A 16,481-nucleotide genomic window follows, 5' to 3' on the forward strand; every position below is an offset into this window, starting at 1 on the left:
GGGCCACTATTTCATCGTGCCACGCATGGCCAAGAACCTTGATCTCGCGAACCATTAAAAAATGAACTCGTTAAAGTTTGTGATTCTGGCTAGCGGTATGGCGTCGTTAGCTGGATGTTCAGGCGGCTCGAATTCTATCGTCGATATGCCGACGTTCGCGCCAGTCGTAGTCTCAAGTCCGTTGAATATTGAAACGGGGGGCGCGATCTTCCAGGGCGGCAACACGCTGGCCCTATACGAAACGCCTCGCGCGCAACACGTGGGCGACGTATTGACGATTCGCCTCTCGGAGTCCTACTCGGCTAATAACAGCGGCGATGCATCAGCGGACCGTTCGAGCGACATTAGCGCGCAAGCTGCCGATCAGTCTAGCGGCGCAGCGGCGCGACTGGCCAAGCTGTTTAACATAGGGTCCGCGAGCACGACTTTCAAAGGGCAGGGGGCTGTGTCGAATACGACCGGGATGACCGGGACGCTGGCAGTGTCAGTTATCGCCACGCTGCCGACCGGGAATCTTGTGGTTGCAGGGGACAAGATCATTGCGATGAACCAGAACCGCGATCGCCTGCGGTTGTCGGGCATAGTGAATCCTAAGGACATCGAGGCTGGAAACTACATATCGTCAAGCAAAGTTGCCAACGCGCGTATTGAACAGGCAGGTGTCGGCATGCTCGCCGACGCAACTACGGTAGGCTGGCTGCAGCGAATGTTTCTTAGCGTGCTGACGTTCTGATCCCGCGAGGGTAGCGGTCGGGGCTGGGGCCACGTTGCTGGTGCCGGGTGCCCCGGCATCATTGCTGAGCGCTTTTGAGCCGCTGCTTTCTCCGGAATTATTTCGGACGAAACGCAAGACCGCCGGTGACCTTTCCCCCGATTCGATACGTCCGAGAATAGCATCCGCTTCAGCGCCCGCTTGGCGGGCGCGCCCTTCACGGAGCGGGCGGATGTTTTGCCAGCGTGCTCAGATCTTCATCCAGGCTCGTGCGAATGGTCGTAATCGCCTGGTCCACGTTGGTCGGGCGGAGCAGATTGCGCGCCAGTGCTTCGTAGACATATTGGCGGATCGCCGGGACCTGCGTCTTTAGCAGGACGTCGTGGTAGATATCCCTCATCTCGCTTTCCCGGCCGTTCAGGTCATATAGCCTTTGCAAATGCTGTAGATCATTGACCACCGCAAAGCTCGATCCGAACCCTTCGCGGCCAACGCGGCCGCCATCCAGGTTGGACGGCAAAGTGCTTTGAGCGAATGCACTGCCGGCACCGGTTGCCAGGACGCTTGCGAGAAGCAGAGTTTGGGTAAGTTGTTTCATGATTATCGAGTAGGACTTCGCTTAAGCGGAAGTCGAGTAAAAGATGCCAACGCAACTTCACCGTCGACAGGTGACAAACTTGGCAACACTGCCGATCGTTCTCACGGGCGCAAGTGGCAAAGCACGGTGTACGGGCGCCATGCACTGCTCCAGCGACCTTCATCGCATCTGCATTAATGTCAGTTTCCACGCCGGCTGCCGACCCTGTCCAGGATCGATCCTGCGAAGAAAGCAGACTGCACGATCCTGCTAAGTGATCTTCTGCAGCCTTATATCCTCTTGCATCCATGAACGAAGAGGAATGCGAGGGATGGTTGCGATCCAGCCACTCCCGCACATTGCTTCGTCAATTTGCAGGTTCATGATTGCGCACTTTCGCTAGCGCTGAAACGCCGAGCAACATGCACGTTCGCCAAGTCCTTCCTGAATCTTATAAATAATTTCGCCGCGTTTATTAAAGAATTGAAAGTAATCGCATGCATATCAAAAATGGCAGGAAATTAAAGGAAATATTCCGTAAGCCTTAGGGAAAAGACTTGTCTTTTCCAAGAAATTTACTTGAGAGGAAAGGAGGATCATTCGATTCAGGGAAGGTCGTTACCAATACAATGCAACGGGTCTCCTAACGTTTTCGTCAGATGATCAAGTGATCAATTCATCGACGGCATTTTTTGAGCTCGGTAAAATCCACGGAGGGAGCATGTTGCTAATCGGCGGTGCAGTAGGTTTTATGTCCGGGGTTCTGCTTATGTTTTTCCTCCTGGGACTTAGGGTGCCTGAGGATCGGATAGTCGATCTCGCCGGTACCCTGATTACGCACAATCCGGCTAAAGCGCCGACTCGAAGTGCCGAAGCGTTCTTGCGAGTGCGCGGTTCCCGGGCTTGAATCCTTGGGTGCAGGGCCACAACGCTGGCCGATACAGCAGCCGATCAGTTTGTATAAGAAGAGGATTACGCCAATGGCGAAGAAAAGTATTACTGAAGACGCTCAGGACGTGATGCGGGCCGCCATCTTGATCGAACTCGGTGCACGTATTCAAGTACTGGAAAGCGAAGTCAACCTCTCTCGTGACCGCATGATTCGCCTTTATCAGGAAGTGAGGGGCGTGTCTCCGCCCAAGGGCATGTTGCCGTTCTCGGTTGACTGGTTCCTGACATGGGCACCGAATATTCACGCATCGCTTTTCTATAACATCTATAGATTCCTGACGGATCTCGCGGGCTGTTCGCATTTCGATGCATTGACGAAGGGCTATAAGCTTTATCTCGAGCATTGCGAGCGTCACGACAGCTACATCATGTTGAGCTTCACGCGCGCCTGGACGCTCGTGCGTTTCTTCGACGCCGGCATCCTGCAGTTGACCCGATGCTGCACCTGCACGGCCAAGTTCGTCACGCGCAAGCAAGACGCGGCTCACAGCGCGATGTGTGGCAGTTGCCAGCCGCCGTCGCGGGCGGGCAGGAGCGCCAAGGCTGTTTCGCGCATCACCGAAGACGAAGCTGCAGGTGAATGCAACACCATACAGCCCGAGGCCATGGAGGAGTTGAATGTGACTCTATCGGGCTGCGCTGATGTGAAACCTGCTCAGCACGAAGCATCCTGCGGGCAGGCCGCCTGAGCAGGCTACCTGAGCCGCGCTATAGAGTCTGCGAGTCCCGGGTTCGTGTGTGATCGGATCAGTGATGATGCCGCAGCCTTTCTAGCCGCATTGGCGCTTCATGCTCTAATCAATCCGACGTTGCAACCACCATCTTGTCGATGAGCGCCGTGACCTTGGTCGCCGTGCTCGCGAAGCGGTCGAGCTTGGCGCCGCTCGTGGCGTAGCTGGCGGCGATCACGATCTTTCCGCGTTGGATCAACGTGAGGTTGATGGCGGAAAGGTACTGGGTGTATCCGTCGGTGAATGTCCGATGCCCCCAATCCGTGGCCGCGCTGTATACGAGTGTCGCTTCGCAACTTGGCGGGGAAGTCCCTGGCGCATACACGGTCGACTCCACCCCGCGTTTATGCAACGCGTATTGCAATGCCGGGACAAAGTCGCCAACGGGGACCATGGAATTCCACTCGATGCACACGGCATGAAGAGACGCCTGATCACCATTGATGACGGTGGGTGACGAGTGGTTCGACGCAATGCTCAAGCCGGCTTGTACGACTGACCCGGCTGCATCGACGGCGGATATCACGGTCAATGCGCAGCCGGATAACAAGGATGGGCTGAGCGCGGCGCAGATGAGCGATGCATTGCGCAGAGATCTTTTAATCCGGCTGGCGAGGCGTTCCATTGGTCTGGTGACGTCCGTCATGCCGAGACGAATGACGGGTTCGACAATGATCGAACCGTATCCTTCGGTCCTGCATTCGATCGAGCTAACCATGACGCCGTCACTCCTGTTTACGTTCTTCAGCGGGTAGCGAGCAGGTGCAATTCGTGTGAACCTCGCATGCTTGTAGTAAGGCTGACTCGACCAGACACGCTCTTGACGATGAAATGACCGCGATAACAACAACTGATATCCCTGCTGACTTGCATGATTTATTTCCGAGGATGAACAGGGCGCTGTCGCGATCCGACTCGTGGAAAGCAATGGATCGTCCGGCCGCAATTCCATGGTCGCGCACTTCAGCAAGCGGTGAAACGACAAGCAACAGAGCGCTCCTGCAAGTCCTTTCTCAACCTTTCCGTGGCGCTCGAAAAGTCGTGTAGCTTGCACGGAGTAGTACTTACCAACTTGCGTCAGCTCGCATCGACGCTGCTGGTCTTCCATTGCTGCACAACAGACTTCACCCAGGCGTCGGGCGCTTTCAGCAGATAAACGAGCGTGGCGTTACGCGTAGCCGGCAAGAAACGCAAAGTGATCGAGCTCACTGCGTTTTCCCATTCGTAGACCGGCAGCGCACTGCTTGCCGATGTGGATCCAGATGTATGAGCGCCAGCCCGCGGCGCGCCATAGCGGTCCGCAAGAGCGTGGCGCAGATCGGCCGCGGTGCCTTCGTCTATGACGAATGACATCTCATACAACCTGAAGGTGGTTTGTCCGTTGACTCGTGCGAAGCGCAGCGTGTGGTCCTGCGCCGGCGCACCGTCGACCACTGCGCGCGATATCGCCCAGCCATTGGCGCGTTGATGCGCCCAGCGGCAGGCAACCGTCAGGCTTTCGCGCGTCTTCAGGTCCATGCCGAGGGAGCCGGCGATCACATCGGTCTCGCACACCGGCACGCTGTCGATCGGGGTCGCTCTTACGGTCGCGCCTGCCTGGAACTCGTCGAGGGTTATGCCGAGAGGGATTCCACGAAACTCGAACGGCGTATCTTGAGAGTGCCTTTTCTGATCAGTGGCTTTGCTCCTGGAGCCGCTCGCATCGCGCGCGACCGGGTCCGCGTGAACGGTGACGAACGGAGTGAGCGACAGCACCCCGGTAGCTAGCGCAAGCGTGCAAGCAAACAGGTAGGGTTTCATGGCTCAGTTGATCGCCAACGCACGCAGGTCGAATGCCATGCGTGCGGTTTGTTCCGCTAACCTAACCCTTTGCAGCATCGCTGAAGGCCATTGAACGCATTGGGCCGTTTTAGGCAGATGAAGCCGGTTTGAGAAGCCAGCAAGTTCTGGATTGCCGTGATGGGTCATGATAAGCCTCGCGTAGCGCATTGATCCGAGCTTCTATTCGACACCACGCATCGAAACCCCGGGCTTGCGGGTGATCGATGCGCGGCAAAGCGTATTGCGTGTCGAATCATCGCACCGGGTTTGGGCGTGCGATGTGAGAAGGAGTGCACGGTTTCCCGCAGTGCTTACGAGCTGTTTCCGCTGCTTACCAATTTTGAGCCGGCCTTCATGGCGGAAGGCCAGCGCTATCTGCTCGTGAGCAACAGTCTGGCAGAGGACGTGCGCTTTCGTGTAGATAGCGTGCTTTATCGATTCGATGGCTAAACGCATAGCGCAACGCGGTCGGATGCGACAATGATATCTTCCGGTGTCCATGTTGTTCGAGAGGATATTGTTCATGACAGGCACGACGCAATTGAATCGAAAGTGGCGCGAGAAAGTCGTCCTGGCGTACATCGACGAGCCGCCTTTCGGTATGAGCAACCAGAGCGGGTCGGCATCCGGTTCGGATGTCGAACTTGCCGAAGAGATTTTGCGGACCATTGGCGTGCGTTCGGTCGAGTGCAGGCTAACGACATTTTCGGAACTGCTACTCGGCGTCGCGGCGGGGCATTGGGATATCAATGTTCCTTTATTCGTGACAGCGGAGAGAGCCGAGCTTGTTGCGTTCAGCGTACCTGTCTGGGCCTTGTACGACGGGTTCCTGGTTAGCGCCGGAAACCCAAAGCATCTGACGAGCTACGAGGGACTGGCGCGGATCGACGACGCGCTGCTGGGTGTGATCACCGGTCAGGTACAACACGACGCGGCCAGGCGCGCTGGCGTACCCGAATCGCGGATAAACCAGTACGAGCACCAGCAAGAGGCGATCGACGCGTTGCTGGAGGGCCGCATTGACGCATACGCGAGCACGGCGCTCGGAAACCGCACGCTTTTGCAACGTATCGGGAATGCGGCCTTGTCTGCCGTCTCGCACGATCTCACGGCGGCAACGCCGTACGCGCCCCCCAAAGGCGCGTTCTCATTCGCTAAGGCTAACGTGGATCTGCGCAATGAATTCGATATTCAGTTGCGCCAGTATCTCGGGTCGCCGGATCACCGAAGCAAGATGGAGCGATATGGGCTCACTGCTACGGAGATCGATCCTGTTGTCGTGGACTAAGATCGTGCTTTGGTCGATGCGGGAAAATTTGATCTCTACGCGAGTGGCGTGTGCTCGTTAGCACGGCAAGCGTCAAACAATTCATGCGATTGAGCTTCCCCCGAAATTTAGCCTTCCACAGGTGACGTAAAATTGACGTTACTTTGGAAAGACTAGAAATGAAGAAGATACCGAAAAAGGCGTACACGGCAGAGTTCAAGGAACTTGCTGTCAAACGCGTGAGCGATGGACAGACGATCACGGAAGCGGCGAAGGAGCTCGGCTTGAGCAGCCAGAGTCTGCGCAACTGGATTAAGGCCGCTGTGGCGGGCAAGCTGACGGGGGCTGGCAGCAAGGTCGTCACGCCGGAAGCAATGGAGCTGTCCCACCTGCGCTCCGAGGTCGCTCGCTTGAAGCGGGAGAACGAGATCATAAAAAAAGCAGCGGCGTACTTCGCGCGGGATGTTCTGTGAAGTACGCCTGGATTGGCACGCATATCAAGGCGTTCGCGCTGCTTGAAATGTGCGTGGTGCTCGACGTTAGCATCAGTGGCTACAGAGCGTGGAAGCGCGGTGGCACGCCTGATCGCAAGCGGTTGACCGATGATCAAATGCTGGCCTTGATTGGCGCCATCCATGCCGAACTCAAGGGCGCTTACGGCAGTCCGCGCATGATGCGTGAATTGCGCCTGCGAGGCTTCAGCGCCGGCAAGCAGCGAGTCGAAAGGCTCATGCGTGAGAATGGCATCCATGCTCGTCACAAGCGGCGCTACAAGGTCACCACGGACTCAAAGCACGGCTTGCCGGTGGCTGAGAACCTGCTCGATCGCAACTTCACTCCGGCAGCGCCGAACCAGGTCTGGACATCGGACATCACGTACCTTTGGACCGACGAGGGCTGGCTGTATTTGGCTGTCGTTTTGGACCTGTTCAACCGCGAGGTAATTGGCTGGTCGCTCAAGCCGCGCATGACGGCAGACATTGCGACGGACGCGTTGGCGATGGCCTGGTTTCGCCGCCGGCCGGCCGAGGGCGTCATGCATCACTCGGATCGGGGCAGCCAATATGCCAGCCACGCGTTCCAAGACAAGCTCAAAGAATATGGCATGACCTGCTCGATGAGTCGCAAGGGCAACTGCTGGGACAACGCCCCCACTGAAAGCTGGTTTAACAGCTTTAAAAACGAGCGGTATCATGGCGTGCGTTACGCCACACACGCCGAAATGAAGGCGGCGAGCTTCGACTATATTGAAGTCTTTTATAACCGCAAACGGCAGCATTCAACGCTCGGCTACAGGTCACCAATCCAGTATCTCGACCGCTGGATCAGTGAACAAAATCAGGGCGAGCAAGCTGCATAAGTTCCACCTACTGGAAGACGAAATATCGAGGGAACCTCAGATCGTGACAGGCGGCAAGTTATCACCTGCAATAATATTAAAGGTGATAACTTGGAATACACATGCCATCCTTGCACGAACTCGCTTTTCAAACGCTCTTCGCGCAATTGGAAGACACCGCACAGTCGCAAGCGCTCATACCGCTTGAGTCGCCCGGTTTGAAGATCGAGCAGACGGTGAAGGGTATTGACTACGTATATTGGCGGAGAACAAAAGCCTGCGGGTTCAGAACGGTACCTCAGCCACGTGCCAAAGCACGCCGGAAGGATCGAAGATGAACCCTACTTTCATGCCCCAGCTTTGCAGCGCTGGCTCGCGAGGGGCGGCGATAGAAAACTGCTTGGTCAGCTCGCCGGGTTTTGTCTTTTGCCACCACGAATCCACATCCCGGACGAGAAGTTGAATCATGCAGTTCTCGGCGAATTCCTTTGCGTAGAAATTCTGAAGAATGAAGCTGAAATTCCCCAGCTTTAATATCGCAATGCTTTCGTCCTCGTGGGTCAGCGTGAAACCTAGTGCCCGGTAGAAACGCTTCGAAGCGTCGAAGTCTTTCGCGGGTACGAAAGGTCGAATAGCGAGAATCTGATCCATGATGATTCGTCACTCCCCAAGATGATGTTGCTGCCGTTATTGGAGAAACCGCGTAGAGATTTTATCAAGCGGCGGGGCACCGGGGCACACGAACAAATCGGTGGTGTCCGGCGCGATTGGAGCGCTCATGCTGCGGTCGCGGTCAACTACCGTAACAGTCCAGCAGCATGACCGCGGGGCGGGGAAGAATGCCCTGGCGGCGTCGGAAAGCCGTTAGCGTGCGACGCGCGACGAGCCCTGGAATGGGCAGGGTATCGAACACGCCGGCTGCGCTTTCGGTGTCGTACATCAGCGCGGCCATCCAGCTCAAAAACCCCGCGCGCGTGACAAGACTCTTAAGAACTGTGATGGAGCGCGTTTCGGCCGCGATCTCCGGCATGGGTAGCCCATGTTCGGCGAACACACGCTGCATGTGCTCGAACGGGCCGGTGCCCCGAGGCGGGACGCACCACTGCCGATCAAGCGTATCTGCCGGGCATAGTTCCGTTCTGGTTTAATCACGGGTCCTCTGCGCATGAACGCTAGTCGCGATGCTCCGACGCAACACCCGCTATCCACAAGAACGCTTTATTTTCCCGAAAATCCGCCATTCCGCATTAATTTTCCATTTTTTTAACGTGCACCATAAGATCGCCAGGCGGGCTGGGGCACGCGGCGAACCCAATGAACGATGACAATAGTTGCAAGAAGGCCAGTCATTCCCGCATTAACCGGCGTTCGCTTCCTGGCAGCGTTGAGCGTTGCGCTCTATCACCTTTCGCCGGATGTCGCCGCATCGTTAGGGATTTCGCCATTTTATTTCTATGAAAATTCGGGCGACCCCGTCGAATTGTTCTTCATTCTTTCGGGGTTTATCCTCACTTACACTCATCCGGAAATGAGCGGGGCAGAGGCGCCTGCCGTACGACAGTTCTATTTTTCCCGGTTTGCAAAAATCTACCCGATCTATTTGCTGGGCTGGATCGTATTCGCACCGCTGGTCTATTCGAACCTTGCCGCCTTGCACGGACACTCGGCCGGTCTATATGCGCGGCTTGCGTTTTACGGGGTGATTTCCCTGGCGCTGTTGCAAGCCTGGACGCCGGCCACCGCGAACGCCTGGAATACCCCCGGATGGTCGCTCTCCGCGGAAGCGGTCTTCTACGCGTCGTTTCCCTTCCTGTTTGCTTTCCTGAAAAATCGCAGCGTTGGTGTGCTGTTGAGCTTGATCGGGGCGTGCTGGTTATTTTCCGTTATTCCTACGTTAACGCTTTCGTACCTGCCATCGTCATTGGGACAGGCGTACTGGATGCGAGAACTGGTCAACTTTACGCCGGTGCTTCGGATAGGCGAGTTTATCGCCGGGATATGCATGGCGCGTCTTTATCTAAGCCAGGGCACGGCTAAAGCATTTGTCTTCGATGTGGCGGCTTTCGCGGCTTTGGCTGCAGCAGTTGCGGTCATTGTGCTGGCAAATCATGTGCTGGCCAAGGCGTTGTTGTTCCCAGCTTTTATCGTGCTTCTCTATTGCCTGGCACGCTCTAAAGGGCTGCTTAGCGGCTGGCTTGGGAGCAAGCCCATGGTCCTGCTTGGGGAGGCGAGTTTCGCGTTCTACATCCTGCATGTGCCGCTTTTCAGGTATGCCAAGATGCTGTTCCCGAGCGTCGCCACCGCCCCCGCGCCGTTTTTTGGATTTTTGCTCCTGCTAACGGCGGCGTCAATATTCAGCTTCCTGTTTATCGAAAAGCCCTTGTGCTCGTATCTGCGCAAAGCCTACAAGACCTCGCGTTCACCGCGTGCGATCCGGCAACCTGAGCACGCGCATTAGGTGTCGGATCGCCGTCGCCTTGGTCCGGTGACTAACGCTGGGTGGGTTGGAAGTTTTCGTGAATTGGTTTTCGTTCGTACTCGGACTTGGGGTTAGTGGTCAAGGGTCAGTGCCGGGTTGCTGCTTTCAGTGTCAGTGGTCTGCGAGAGTCGGATTTTCTCTTTATCACTATTAGCCACTGTGCGTGGCGGCACGTCATTTCTTTGTCCAAAGCGACAAAGAAACGAAGCAAAGAAAGCGCTTTCAACCACGCTACCCTAAGTGTCCACAGCGTGCAGTTTTGATTCATAGGTGCCCCAAAAGCACGGTGCTCGCCAGAGCGGAGGATGTGTGAACCCCTCCTTCTCCGAACACGGATACCCACACGCTTCGCCACCAGTGATTGAACCTGCCCAAGGGGCACGGCACCCCGCGCTCGGGTAACGATTAACCGGGACGCTTGCGGAGTCCCGGAACAGAGAGGGCTAGGGCGCGCTGTCAACTTCCTGGCGAGTCGGGATGGAGGGTTGTGCGCCGGCGCGCGTAACAGAAATGGCGGCGGCTCGCTGGGCTAGGCTGATCGCAGCTTCAATGGGTTGGCGTGCAGCCAACTGCGCTGCGAAGACGCCGATGAAGGTATCGCCCGCAGCCGTCGTGTCCACTGCGCTCACCTTGGGCGCGGGGTAGTGCGTGCCTTCTCCTGCTTCGGGCAACAGATAGGCGCCTTGCGATCCAAGCGTCACGATGACGTTACGCGCTCCCGCTCGCTGAAGTTCTTTCGCCGCCCTGCGCGCACCGCTTTGCGATTCGACTGGTAATCCGGCAAGGATCGCTGCTTCGACTTCGTTCGGAACCAGATAGTCGACTAACGGCAGCCACTCGGGTGGCAGCGGACCGGTAGCCGGCGCTGGATTTAATACGGTCAGCTTGCCGAATCTCCGAGCGGTGACAAGCGTGGCATAGACGGCATCCCACGGGGTCTCTAGCTGACACACCACTACGTCGGCGGCTTTGATCACCGCCTCATGGCGCTTGACCATCTCCGGGGTCACCTGGCCGTTGCTGCCCGGTACCACCACGATCGTGTTTTGGCCGTCGTCCGCGACGGTGACGATCGCCACGCCGGTCGGCACTGACGGGTCGGTTTCGACCGCGCTGCAATCGATCCCTTCCGCTTCCAGATCTGCCAGCCGCAATGTGCCGTTGGCGTCGCCGCCCACGCATCCGGCCATGGCCACCCGGCCGCCGATACGCGCAGCCGCAACCGCCTGATTGGCGCCCTTGCCGCCGGATATCTGCGAGAACTCGTGGCCGCTGATCGTTTCGCCCGGACGCGGCAGGTGCGGCGAGCGCGCGACCAGATCGGTATTGATACTCCCCATGATGAGGACAGAGCCTTGCTTGGTTTCTTTGGACATTTCAATTTCTCCTGCTGGCGAACGGCTCGATCACCGGGGTTGAGCTTTTGTTAAGCACCTTAAATGAATGCGCTAAGCCCAAACTGGGTGCCACGGACGTCGGCGATAATAGGGACACGTTTTCTTGAGCCACCCGTGATTCGCGCCTATTTAGCGCGAATCAACTATCCAAAGCGCGGCTGCACGAGCGCTCGGGACCGGGTTCGGCCAGCGCTTACATGATGCGCCGTTTGCTGCGGTACGTATCCAGCACGACCGCCACCACAATCACCGCACCGGTGATGATCCGCTTGGTCGGCTCGTTCGCGCCGATCTGTGCGAGACCTGCTGCAAGCACCGAAATGATCAGGACACCGAAGAACGTGCTGATAACAGAGCCGCGTCCACCCATCAGGCTCGTGCCGCCGATCACAACCGCTGCAATCACCTGCAGTTCGATCCCCGAACCCGCGTTGGGGTCGGCCGCTTCAAGCCGGGAGATCTGGAACAGGGCTGCCAGACCCGAGAGCAGACCCATTAGCGCAAATACGATGACCTTGTACGGCCGTGGGTTGACCCCTGCCAGCCGCACGGCCTCCTCATTGGTGCCGATGCCGACCAGATAGCGGCCAAAAACCGTTCGAGTGAGCACGAGTTGCGCCACGACCATCACGGCGATAGCAATCAGGAATGAAGGAGAGATACCGAACGCGATGGGGTTCGAGAGAAAGTCGAAGGCGTCGCCAATGTACGCCGTGCGCGAGTTCGTCATCTGGTAGGCAAGACCGCGTGCCGCTTCCAGCACACCTAGCGAAACGATGAACGAAGGGATGCGCCAACCCACCGTCACGGCCCCGGTCACGCAGCCGGTGAGCGCCGCACCGGCCATGCCGAGCAATGCGGCCGGCAGCGCCCCCCAGTGCCATTGCAATGCCGCGACGCTGGTCACGGCCGCACCCAATGCCAGCACCGACCCCACCGACAGATCGATACCCGCAATAATCAGCACGAACGTCATGCCCACCGACATCACGACCAGATCGGGAATCTGATTCGCGATGGTGCTGAAGGTGTCGTAGCTCAGGAAGTGCGAGCTCAGCACGGAGAAGAGCGCGATCATCGCGATGAGCGCGCCCATCAGGCCCAGGTAGTTCGAGAACCCCAGCCGCGTGCCGATCGGCTTCGCGCTTTTGGGCGGCTCCGTCTGCGATTTCGGCGTAGTTGTTTGTACAGTCATGACTGGTGCTCCGTGATAGGGAAGTCCGGCGTCTCGGCGCCCGGTTCAATAGATTCGCTGAGGATTTTATCGCGGGCTGCATAACCCGCGAACGCTGCGGCCAGCAACGCGTCCTGCGACCAGTTATCGCGTTCGAAGATGCCGGTCATGCGTCCCGCCGACATCACGCCGATCCGGTCGCAGATCAGCATCAGCTCGCGCAGGTCGCTGGACACGACCACCAGCGCGCGGCCTTCGCGCGCCTGGGCGCCCATCAGTGCATAGATGTCGAACTTGGCGCCGACGTCGATGCCGCGCGTGGGTTCGTCGAAGAGCAGAACCGTGCAATCGCGCGCGAGCCAGCGGCCGATCACCACCTTCTGCTGATTGCCGCCCGAGAGTTCGGACACCGGTTGCGCAGCGCTCGACGTGCGAATCCGCATGGCGTCGATCTGTTTCTGCGCGAGTTCGGTCTCGCGGCGGGTATCGATAAAACCGTGCGTCGATACCGCGCCAATATTGCCCAGCGAAATGTTCGCGGCAATCGGCTGGGGCAGTAACAAGCCTTCGCCCTTGCGGTCTTCGGTGATGAGCGCAATACCCTGGCGCACTGCATCGGAGGGTGACTTGATGCTGACGGTCTTGAGCGCCGCACCCTGGTGCGCGATCGAGATGCTGCCGCTATCCGCCCGATCCGCGCCGTAAATCAGCCGCATGAGTTCGGTCCGGCCTGCGCCGATCAACCCGCTGATGCCGAAGATCTCTCCGGCTTTTACTTCAAACGATACGTCGCGCACGGCGTTGCCGCGCGTCATGCCTTGCACCTTGAATGCCGTCGCGCCGATCCGGCGTTCGCCGAGGTCGATACGTTCGCCAATATCGCGTCCGACCATCAGCGTGACGAGCTTGTCGCTGGTGAGATTGCGCATGGTGTCTACGTGCACGAGCCGCCCGTCGCGCAACACGGCCGCGCGTTCGGCGATCCGCGCCAGTTCTTCCAGCCGATGCGAGATATATACCAGCGCCACGCCGCGCGACTTCAGGCGGGCGACTTGCTCGAACAGCAGGTCGACTTCGCGAGCCGTGAGCATGGCGGTGGGTTCATCGAGGATCAGCACGCGGCAATCGCCGATCAGGTTGCGCGCGATCTCGACCATCTGTTGATGGCCGATGCCGAGTTCACCCACGAGCGTATCCGGGTCAATAGCGTCGAGCCCGACCTGGGCCATCGCCTGCCGCGCGTTTTCGCGCAGCGTCGTGCGGTCGATCCAGCCCAGCCCGTGTTTTCGTTTTGGCAGGCGATTCAGAAAGAGGTTTTCAGCAACCGACAGCGTGGGCAACAAGTTCAGTTCCTGCATCACCATGCGTACGCCGAGTACTTCGGCGTCGCTGCGGCTTGCCGGCGCGTATGAGATACCACCGAGCTGCATTGAACCTGTAGTGGGTATCACAAGACCGCCTACGATCTTCGAGAGCGTGCTCTTGCCGGCGCCGTTTTCGCCTGTCAGCGCGAGCACTTCACCGGGACGCAGGTGGAGCGAGACGTCCGCGAGCACGGGTTCGACGTAGGTCTTGCCGATCCCGTGAATGGTCAGCACCGGCGCTATGTCGGCGGAAGGGACTATTGGACTTGGCATCGCTTATGAGAGGCTAGGGCGGGTACTGGAATGCGAGTTTCGCCCCGGCCGTTTATGGCTGGGGCGCACTACACGTTTGAACACTTGAAGCTTGGAAGCTAAAGCCGGGCGCGCGTCGGGATACTCTACGCCGCTTGCAGCGTTCGTTCAGCATGCGCCACCGCGGCTAACCGCGATGACGCATGCCGGTTGGCTTGGGGCCAGCAGGCTTACTTGGTGATCAGGTTGACCGGCGTTTCCACCACGCTCGACAGTTGCGACTGTTTCTGGTGCGCGGAGAGCGCCTTCAAAGCCGTGTCGATACCAAATACCGCTTGTTTCGCGGCGTATTGATCGGCCGTTGCAAGCACCCGGCCGTCGGCGAGCATCGGCTTGATGGCGTTGATGTTGTCGTAACCGACGACCTGCACCTTGCCCGCCTTGCCGGCCGCCCGCACCGCAGCCACCGCGCCGAGCGCCATGTTGTCGTTGCCGCACAGCAGCGCCTTGATGTTCGGGTTCGCGTTCAGGATCTGCGATGCCACCGCGTTGCCCTTGTCGATTTCCCAGTCGCCGGATTGCAGCGCAACAACCTTCATGCCACCTGCTTGCATCGCTTGCTTGAAACCGGCCGTGCGTTGCTGCGCATTGGTCGTGGTCGACACGCCTTCGATAATGCCGACTTCATCGCCGGCCTTGAGTCGCTTGGCCAGATAATCTCCGACCAGCCTCGCGCCCTTCGCGTTGTCCGGGCCGACGAACGGCACGTTCAGGTCCTTCGATTTGAGCACATCAGGATCAAGCTGGTTGTCGATGTTCACCACGATGATCCCTGCATCCACGGCCTTCTTGATGACCGGAACGAGCGCTTTCGAATCAGCCGGGGCGATCACGAGCGCGTCGACCTTCGAGACAATCATCTGCTCGACAATGCGAATCTGGTTCGCGGTATCGGTTTCGTCCTTGATGCCGTTCGAGATGAGCGTGAACTTGCTCGCGTTATGCGCCTGGTAATCCTTGGCGCCCGTTTCCATGGTGAGGAAGAACTCATTGGCGAGTGACTTCATCACGAGGGCGACAACGGGTTTTTTCGCCGTTTGAGCGAACGCCGACGAGACAGGCAACAGCGAGAATGCGGCTGCTACTGCGGTCGCCGCGGTTGCAGCGAGTAAGCGGCGCCGTGCTTGATTAGCTTTGCGGGTCATAGAGTCTCCGTTAGTTAGTTCGCTCTTCGGTCTACTGAGGGAATAGCCGTCGAGTCGTTTGGTCAGTAAATCAATTTGAACGACATGCTTGTTGCCGGATCGCTTTAACGCTAATACGTACAAACCCGATACATGAGCCGTGGCGTAAATCAAGCGGCAATCCAGCCCATCCGGGTCTAATGCTATCCTCGCGATTCGCGATATGCTACGTCTAAAATCGAAAGCGAGCGTTTCAAAAATGGAACACGTTGACTGGGACGACTTGCGGCTTTTGCTTGCCATCGCCCGAGAAGGAACCATGAGATCCGCCGCTGCGGCGTGCGATCTTAGCGCGGCAACGCTGTCGCGCCGCTTGACGGAGCTTGAAAGAAGATTGGGTGAACCCCTGATTGACCGCGTGCCTTCCGGCTGCGCAGTCACGGCGTTCGGGCAGCGGGTGCTTGCATGGGCCGAGCAGATGGAAGCCCTGGCGCATCAGATAGAACGGGCCGGGGATGTCACGGGTTCTCACGGTCTTGAAGGCACGGTCAGGATCAATGCGGTCGAGTGGATGTCCTACATCCTGATGAAGCTTCTCGGCTCCTTCCAGGAAAGGTTTCCCGGACTGGCCATTGAAGTGCTGACCTCGCAGCAGCCATACAACCTTGCCCGACGTGAAGCCGACATTGCCATCTGGTCGGAATGTCCGGACGAAGGTGACCTGTACGTCCGCCGGATCGGCAAGGTTCGCTTTGGTTTATATGCATCGCGAGACTATTACCTGCGTCACAAGGTGGCCATCAAGAAGAAGGAGTGGAGCAAGCTTTCCTTCGTCGGTTATGACGAGCGCCGGGGGGGCCATCCCGCGGCCCGCTGGCTCAAGACGCTGCCGGGCGCACCTGCGCCGAGCCTTCGCAGCAGTTATGTGCTGGGCGTGTTCGACGGCGTGCTGGGCGGCTCGGGTCTGGGCGTGCTCGCGCAACTGGCGGGTGATACGACCAGTGATCTGGTCTGCATCGAACCGCATATCAGGGAGCTGGATCAGGATGTCTGGATGGTCCTGCATCCGGCGCTGCGTGGCAGCGAGCGCATACGGGCGGTGTCGAACCTTGTTGCCGATATTTTCAGGTGAAGGTGGGCGTTACGACGGGGCCTTTTGCTTAACCTCGCGGCCTTCGACACATGCCGCAACTGGTTCACTGGGTATACGGACTATCCGCTGCTTCGATTTCG

The 16,481-nt window shown here is 58.2% G+C and carries 14 protein-coding genes and 1 pseudogene; 6 read left to right on the forward strand and 9 right to left on the reverse strand.

Annotation, left to right across the window (positions count from 1 at the left end; translation table 11 throughout):
- The first annotated feature begins 61 nt into the window (after positions 1–61).
- A complete protein-coding gene (locus tag ACSQ8V_RS34645) occupies positions 62–733 on the forward strand; it encodes a flagellar basal body L-ring protein FlgH (protein ID WP_213762854.1) in 672 nt (223 codons plus the stop codon).
- Positions 734–929: 196 nt separating this feature from the next.
- Here the strand turns inward: ACSQ8V_RS34645 and ACSQ8V_RS34650 are convergent, their stop codons facing one another.
- Entirely contained in the window at positions 930–1,310 is a 381-nt protein-coding gene (locus tag ACSQ8V_RS34650; RefSeq protein ID WP_436186217.1) for a hypothetical protein, read from the reverse strand.
- Positions 1,311–2,269: 959 nt separating this feature from the next.
- On the opposite strand from ACSQ8V_RS34650, the gene flhC reads away from it, so the two are divergent.
- On the forward strand, positions 2,270–2,929 hold the full coding sequence (flhC, locus tag ACSQ8V_RS34655) for a flagellar transcriptional regulator FlhC (RefSeq protein WP_436208830.1): 660 nt from the start codon (positions 2,270–2,272) through the stop codon (positions 2,927–2,929).
- 109 nt (positions 2,930–3,038) lie between these two features.
- On the opposite strand, the gene ACSQ8V_RS34660 is transcribed toward flhC, so the two are convergent.
- Both ACSQ8V_RS34660 and ACSQ8V_RS34665 read right to left on the reverse strand, forming a co-directional pair.
- The gene (locus tag ACSQ8V_RS34660; protein WP_436208831.1) at positions 3,039–3,689 is read right to left on the reverse strand and encodes a hypothetical protein; all 651 of its coding nucleotides are present in this window, start codon (positions 3,687–3,689) and stop codon (positions 3,039–3,041) included.
- Positions 3,690–4,048: 359 nt separating this feature from the next.
- Positions 4,049–4,771 (reverse strand): hypothetical protein, encoded by a 723-nt coding sequence (locus tag ACSQ8V_RS34665; protein WP_436208832.1) that lies wholly within the window; start codon positions 4,769–4,771, stop codon positions 4,049–4,051.
- A gap of 544 nt (positions 4,772–5,315) precedes the next feature.
- Between ACSQ8V_RS34665 and ACSQ8V_RS34670 the strand changes: the two genes are divergently transcribed.
- On the forward strand, positions 5,316–6,080 hold the full coding sequence (locus ACSQ8V_RS34670; RefSeq protein ID WP_436208833.1) for a transporter substrate-binding domain-containing protein: 765 nt from the start codon (positions 5,316–5,318) through the stop codon (positions 6,078–6,080).
- 158 nt (positions 6,081–6,238) lie between these two features.
- Positions 6,239–7,419 (forward strand): IS3 family transposase gene (locus ACSQ8V_RS34675; protein ID WP_436207327.1). Its coding sequence is split into 2 segments (ribosomal slippage): positions 6,239–6,491 and positions 6,491–7,419, totalling 1,182 coding nucleotides; the frame shifts between segments, so codons are not numbered across the junction.
- A gap of 264 nt (positions 7,420–7,683) precedes the next feature.
- Here ACSQ8V_RS34675 and ACSQ8V_RS34680 read toward each other — a convergent pair.
- Positions 7,684–8,049 carry a VOC family protein gene (locus tag ACSQ8V_RS34680; protein ID WP_436208834.1) on the reverse strand — a complete coding sequence of 122 codons (366 nt, stop codon included), beginning with the start codon at positions 8,047–8,049 and terminating at the stop codon, positions 7,684–7,686.
- Between the two features lie 142 nt (positions 8,050–8,191).
- Positions 8,192–8,530, reverse strand: a pseudogene (locus tag ACSQ8V_RS34685) (LysR substrate-binding domain-containing protein); the annotation flags it as partial.
- A 189-nt stretch (positions 8,531–8,719) separates the two neighbouring features.
- Between ACSQ8V_RS34685 and ACSQ8V_RS34690 the strand changes: the two are divergent.
- Entirely contained in the window at positions 8,720–9,856 is a 1,137-nt protein-coding gene (locus ACSQ8V_RS34690) for an acyltransferase family protein (protein ID WP_436208835.1), read from the forward strand.
- A 464-nt stretch (positions 9,857–10,320) separates the two neighbouring features.
- On the opposite strand, the gene rbsK is transcribed toward ACSQ8V_RS34690, so the two are convergent.
- From rbsK to ACSQ8V_RS34710, 4 genes are all read right to left on the reverse strand, one after another.
- A complete protein-coding gene (gene rbsK / locus ACSQ8V_RS34695) occupies positions 10,321–11,253 on the reverse strand; it encodes a ribokinase (RefSeq protein ID WP_436208836.1) in 933 nt (310 codons plus the stop codon).
- A 214-nt stretch (positions 11,254–11,467) separates the two neighbouring features.
- Positions 11,468–12,469 carry an ABC transporter permease gene (locus ACSQ8V_RS34700; protein WP_213762845.1) on the reverse strand — a complete coding sequence of 334 codons (1,002 nt, stop codon included), beginning with the start codon at positions 12,467–12,469 and terminating at the stop codon, positions 11,468–11,470.
- Complete coding sequence (locus tag ACSQ8V_RS34705) at positions 12,466–14,085, reverse strand: sugar ABC transporter ATP-binding protein (protein WP_436208837.1); 1,620 nt, start codon at positions 14,083–14,085, stop codon at positions 12,466–12,468. Before ACSQ8V_RS34705 ends, ACSQ8V_RS34700 begins: the two co-directional genes overlap by 4 nt.
- Positions 14,086–14,294: 209 nt before the next feature.
- On the reverse strand, positions 14,295–15,269 hold the full coding sequence (locus tag ACSQ8V_RS34710) for a sugar ABC transporter substrate-binding protein (protein WP_213762843.1): 975 nt from the start codon (positions 15,267–15,269) through the stop codon (positions 14,295–14,297).
- A 238-nt stretch (positions 15,270–15,507) separates the two neighbouring features.
- On the opposite strand from ACSQ8V_RS34710, the gene ACSQ8V_RS34715 reads away from it, so the two are divergent.
- Positions 15,508–16,380 carry a LysR substrate-binding domain-containing protein gene (locus ACSQ8V_RS34715; protein WP_436208838.1) on the forward strand — a complete coding sequence of 291 codons (873 nt, stop codon included), beginning with the start codon at positions 15,508–15,510 and terminating at the stop codon, positions 16,378–16,380.
- Positions 16,381–16,481 lie beyond the last annotated feature (101 nt).

The organism is Caballeronia sp. LjRoot31, from assembly GCF_964253885.1.
Taxonomy (GTDB): Bacteria; Pseudomonadota; Gammaproteobacteria; order Burkholderiales; family Burkholderiaceae; genus Caballeronia.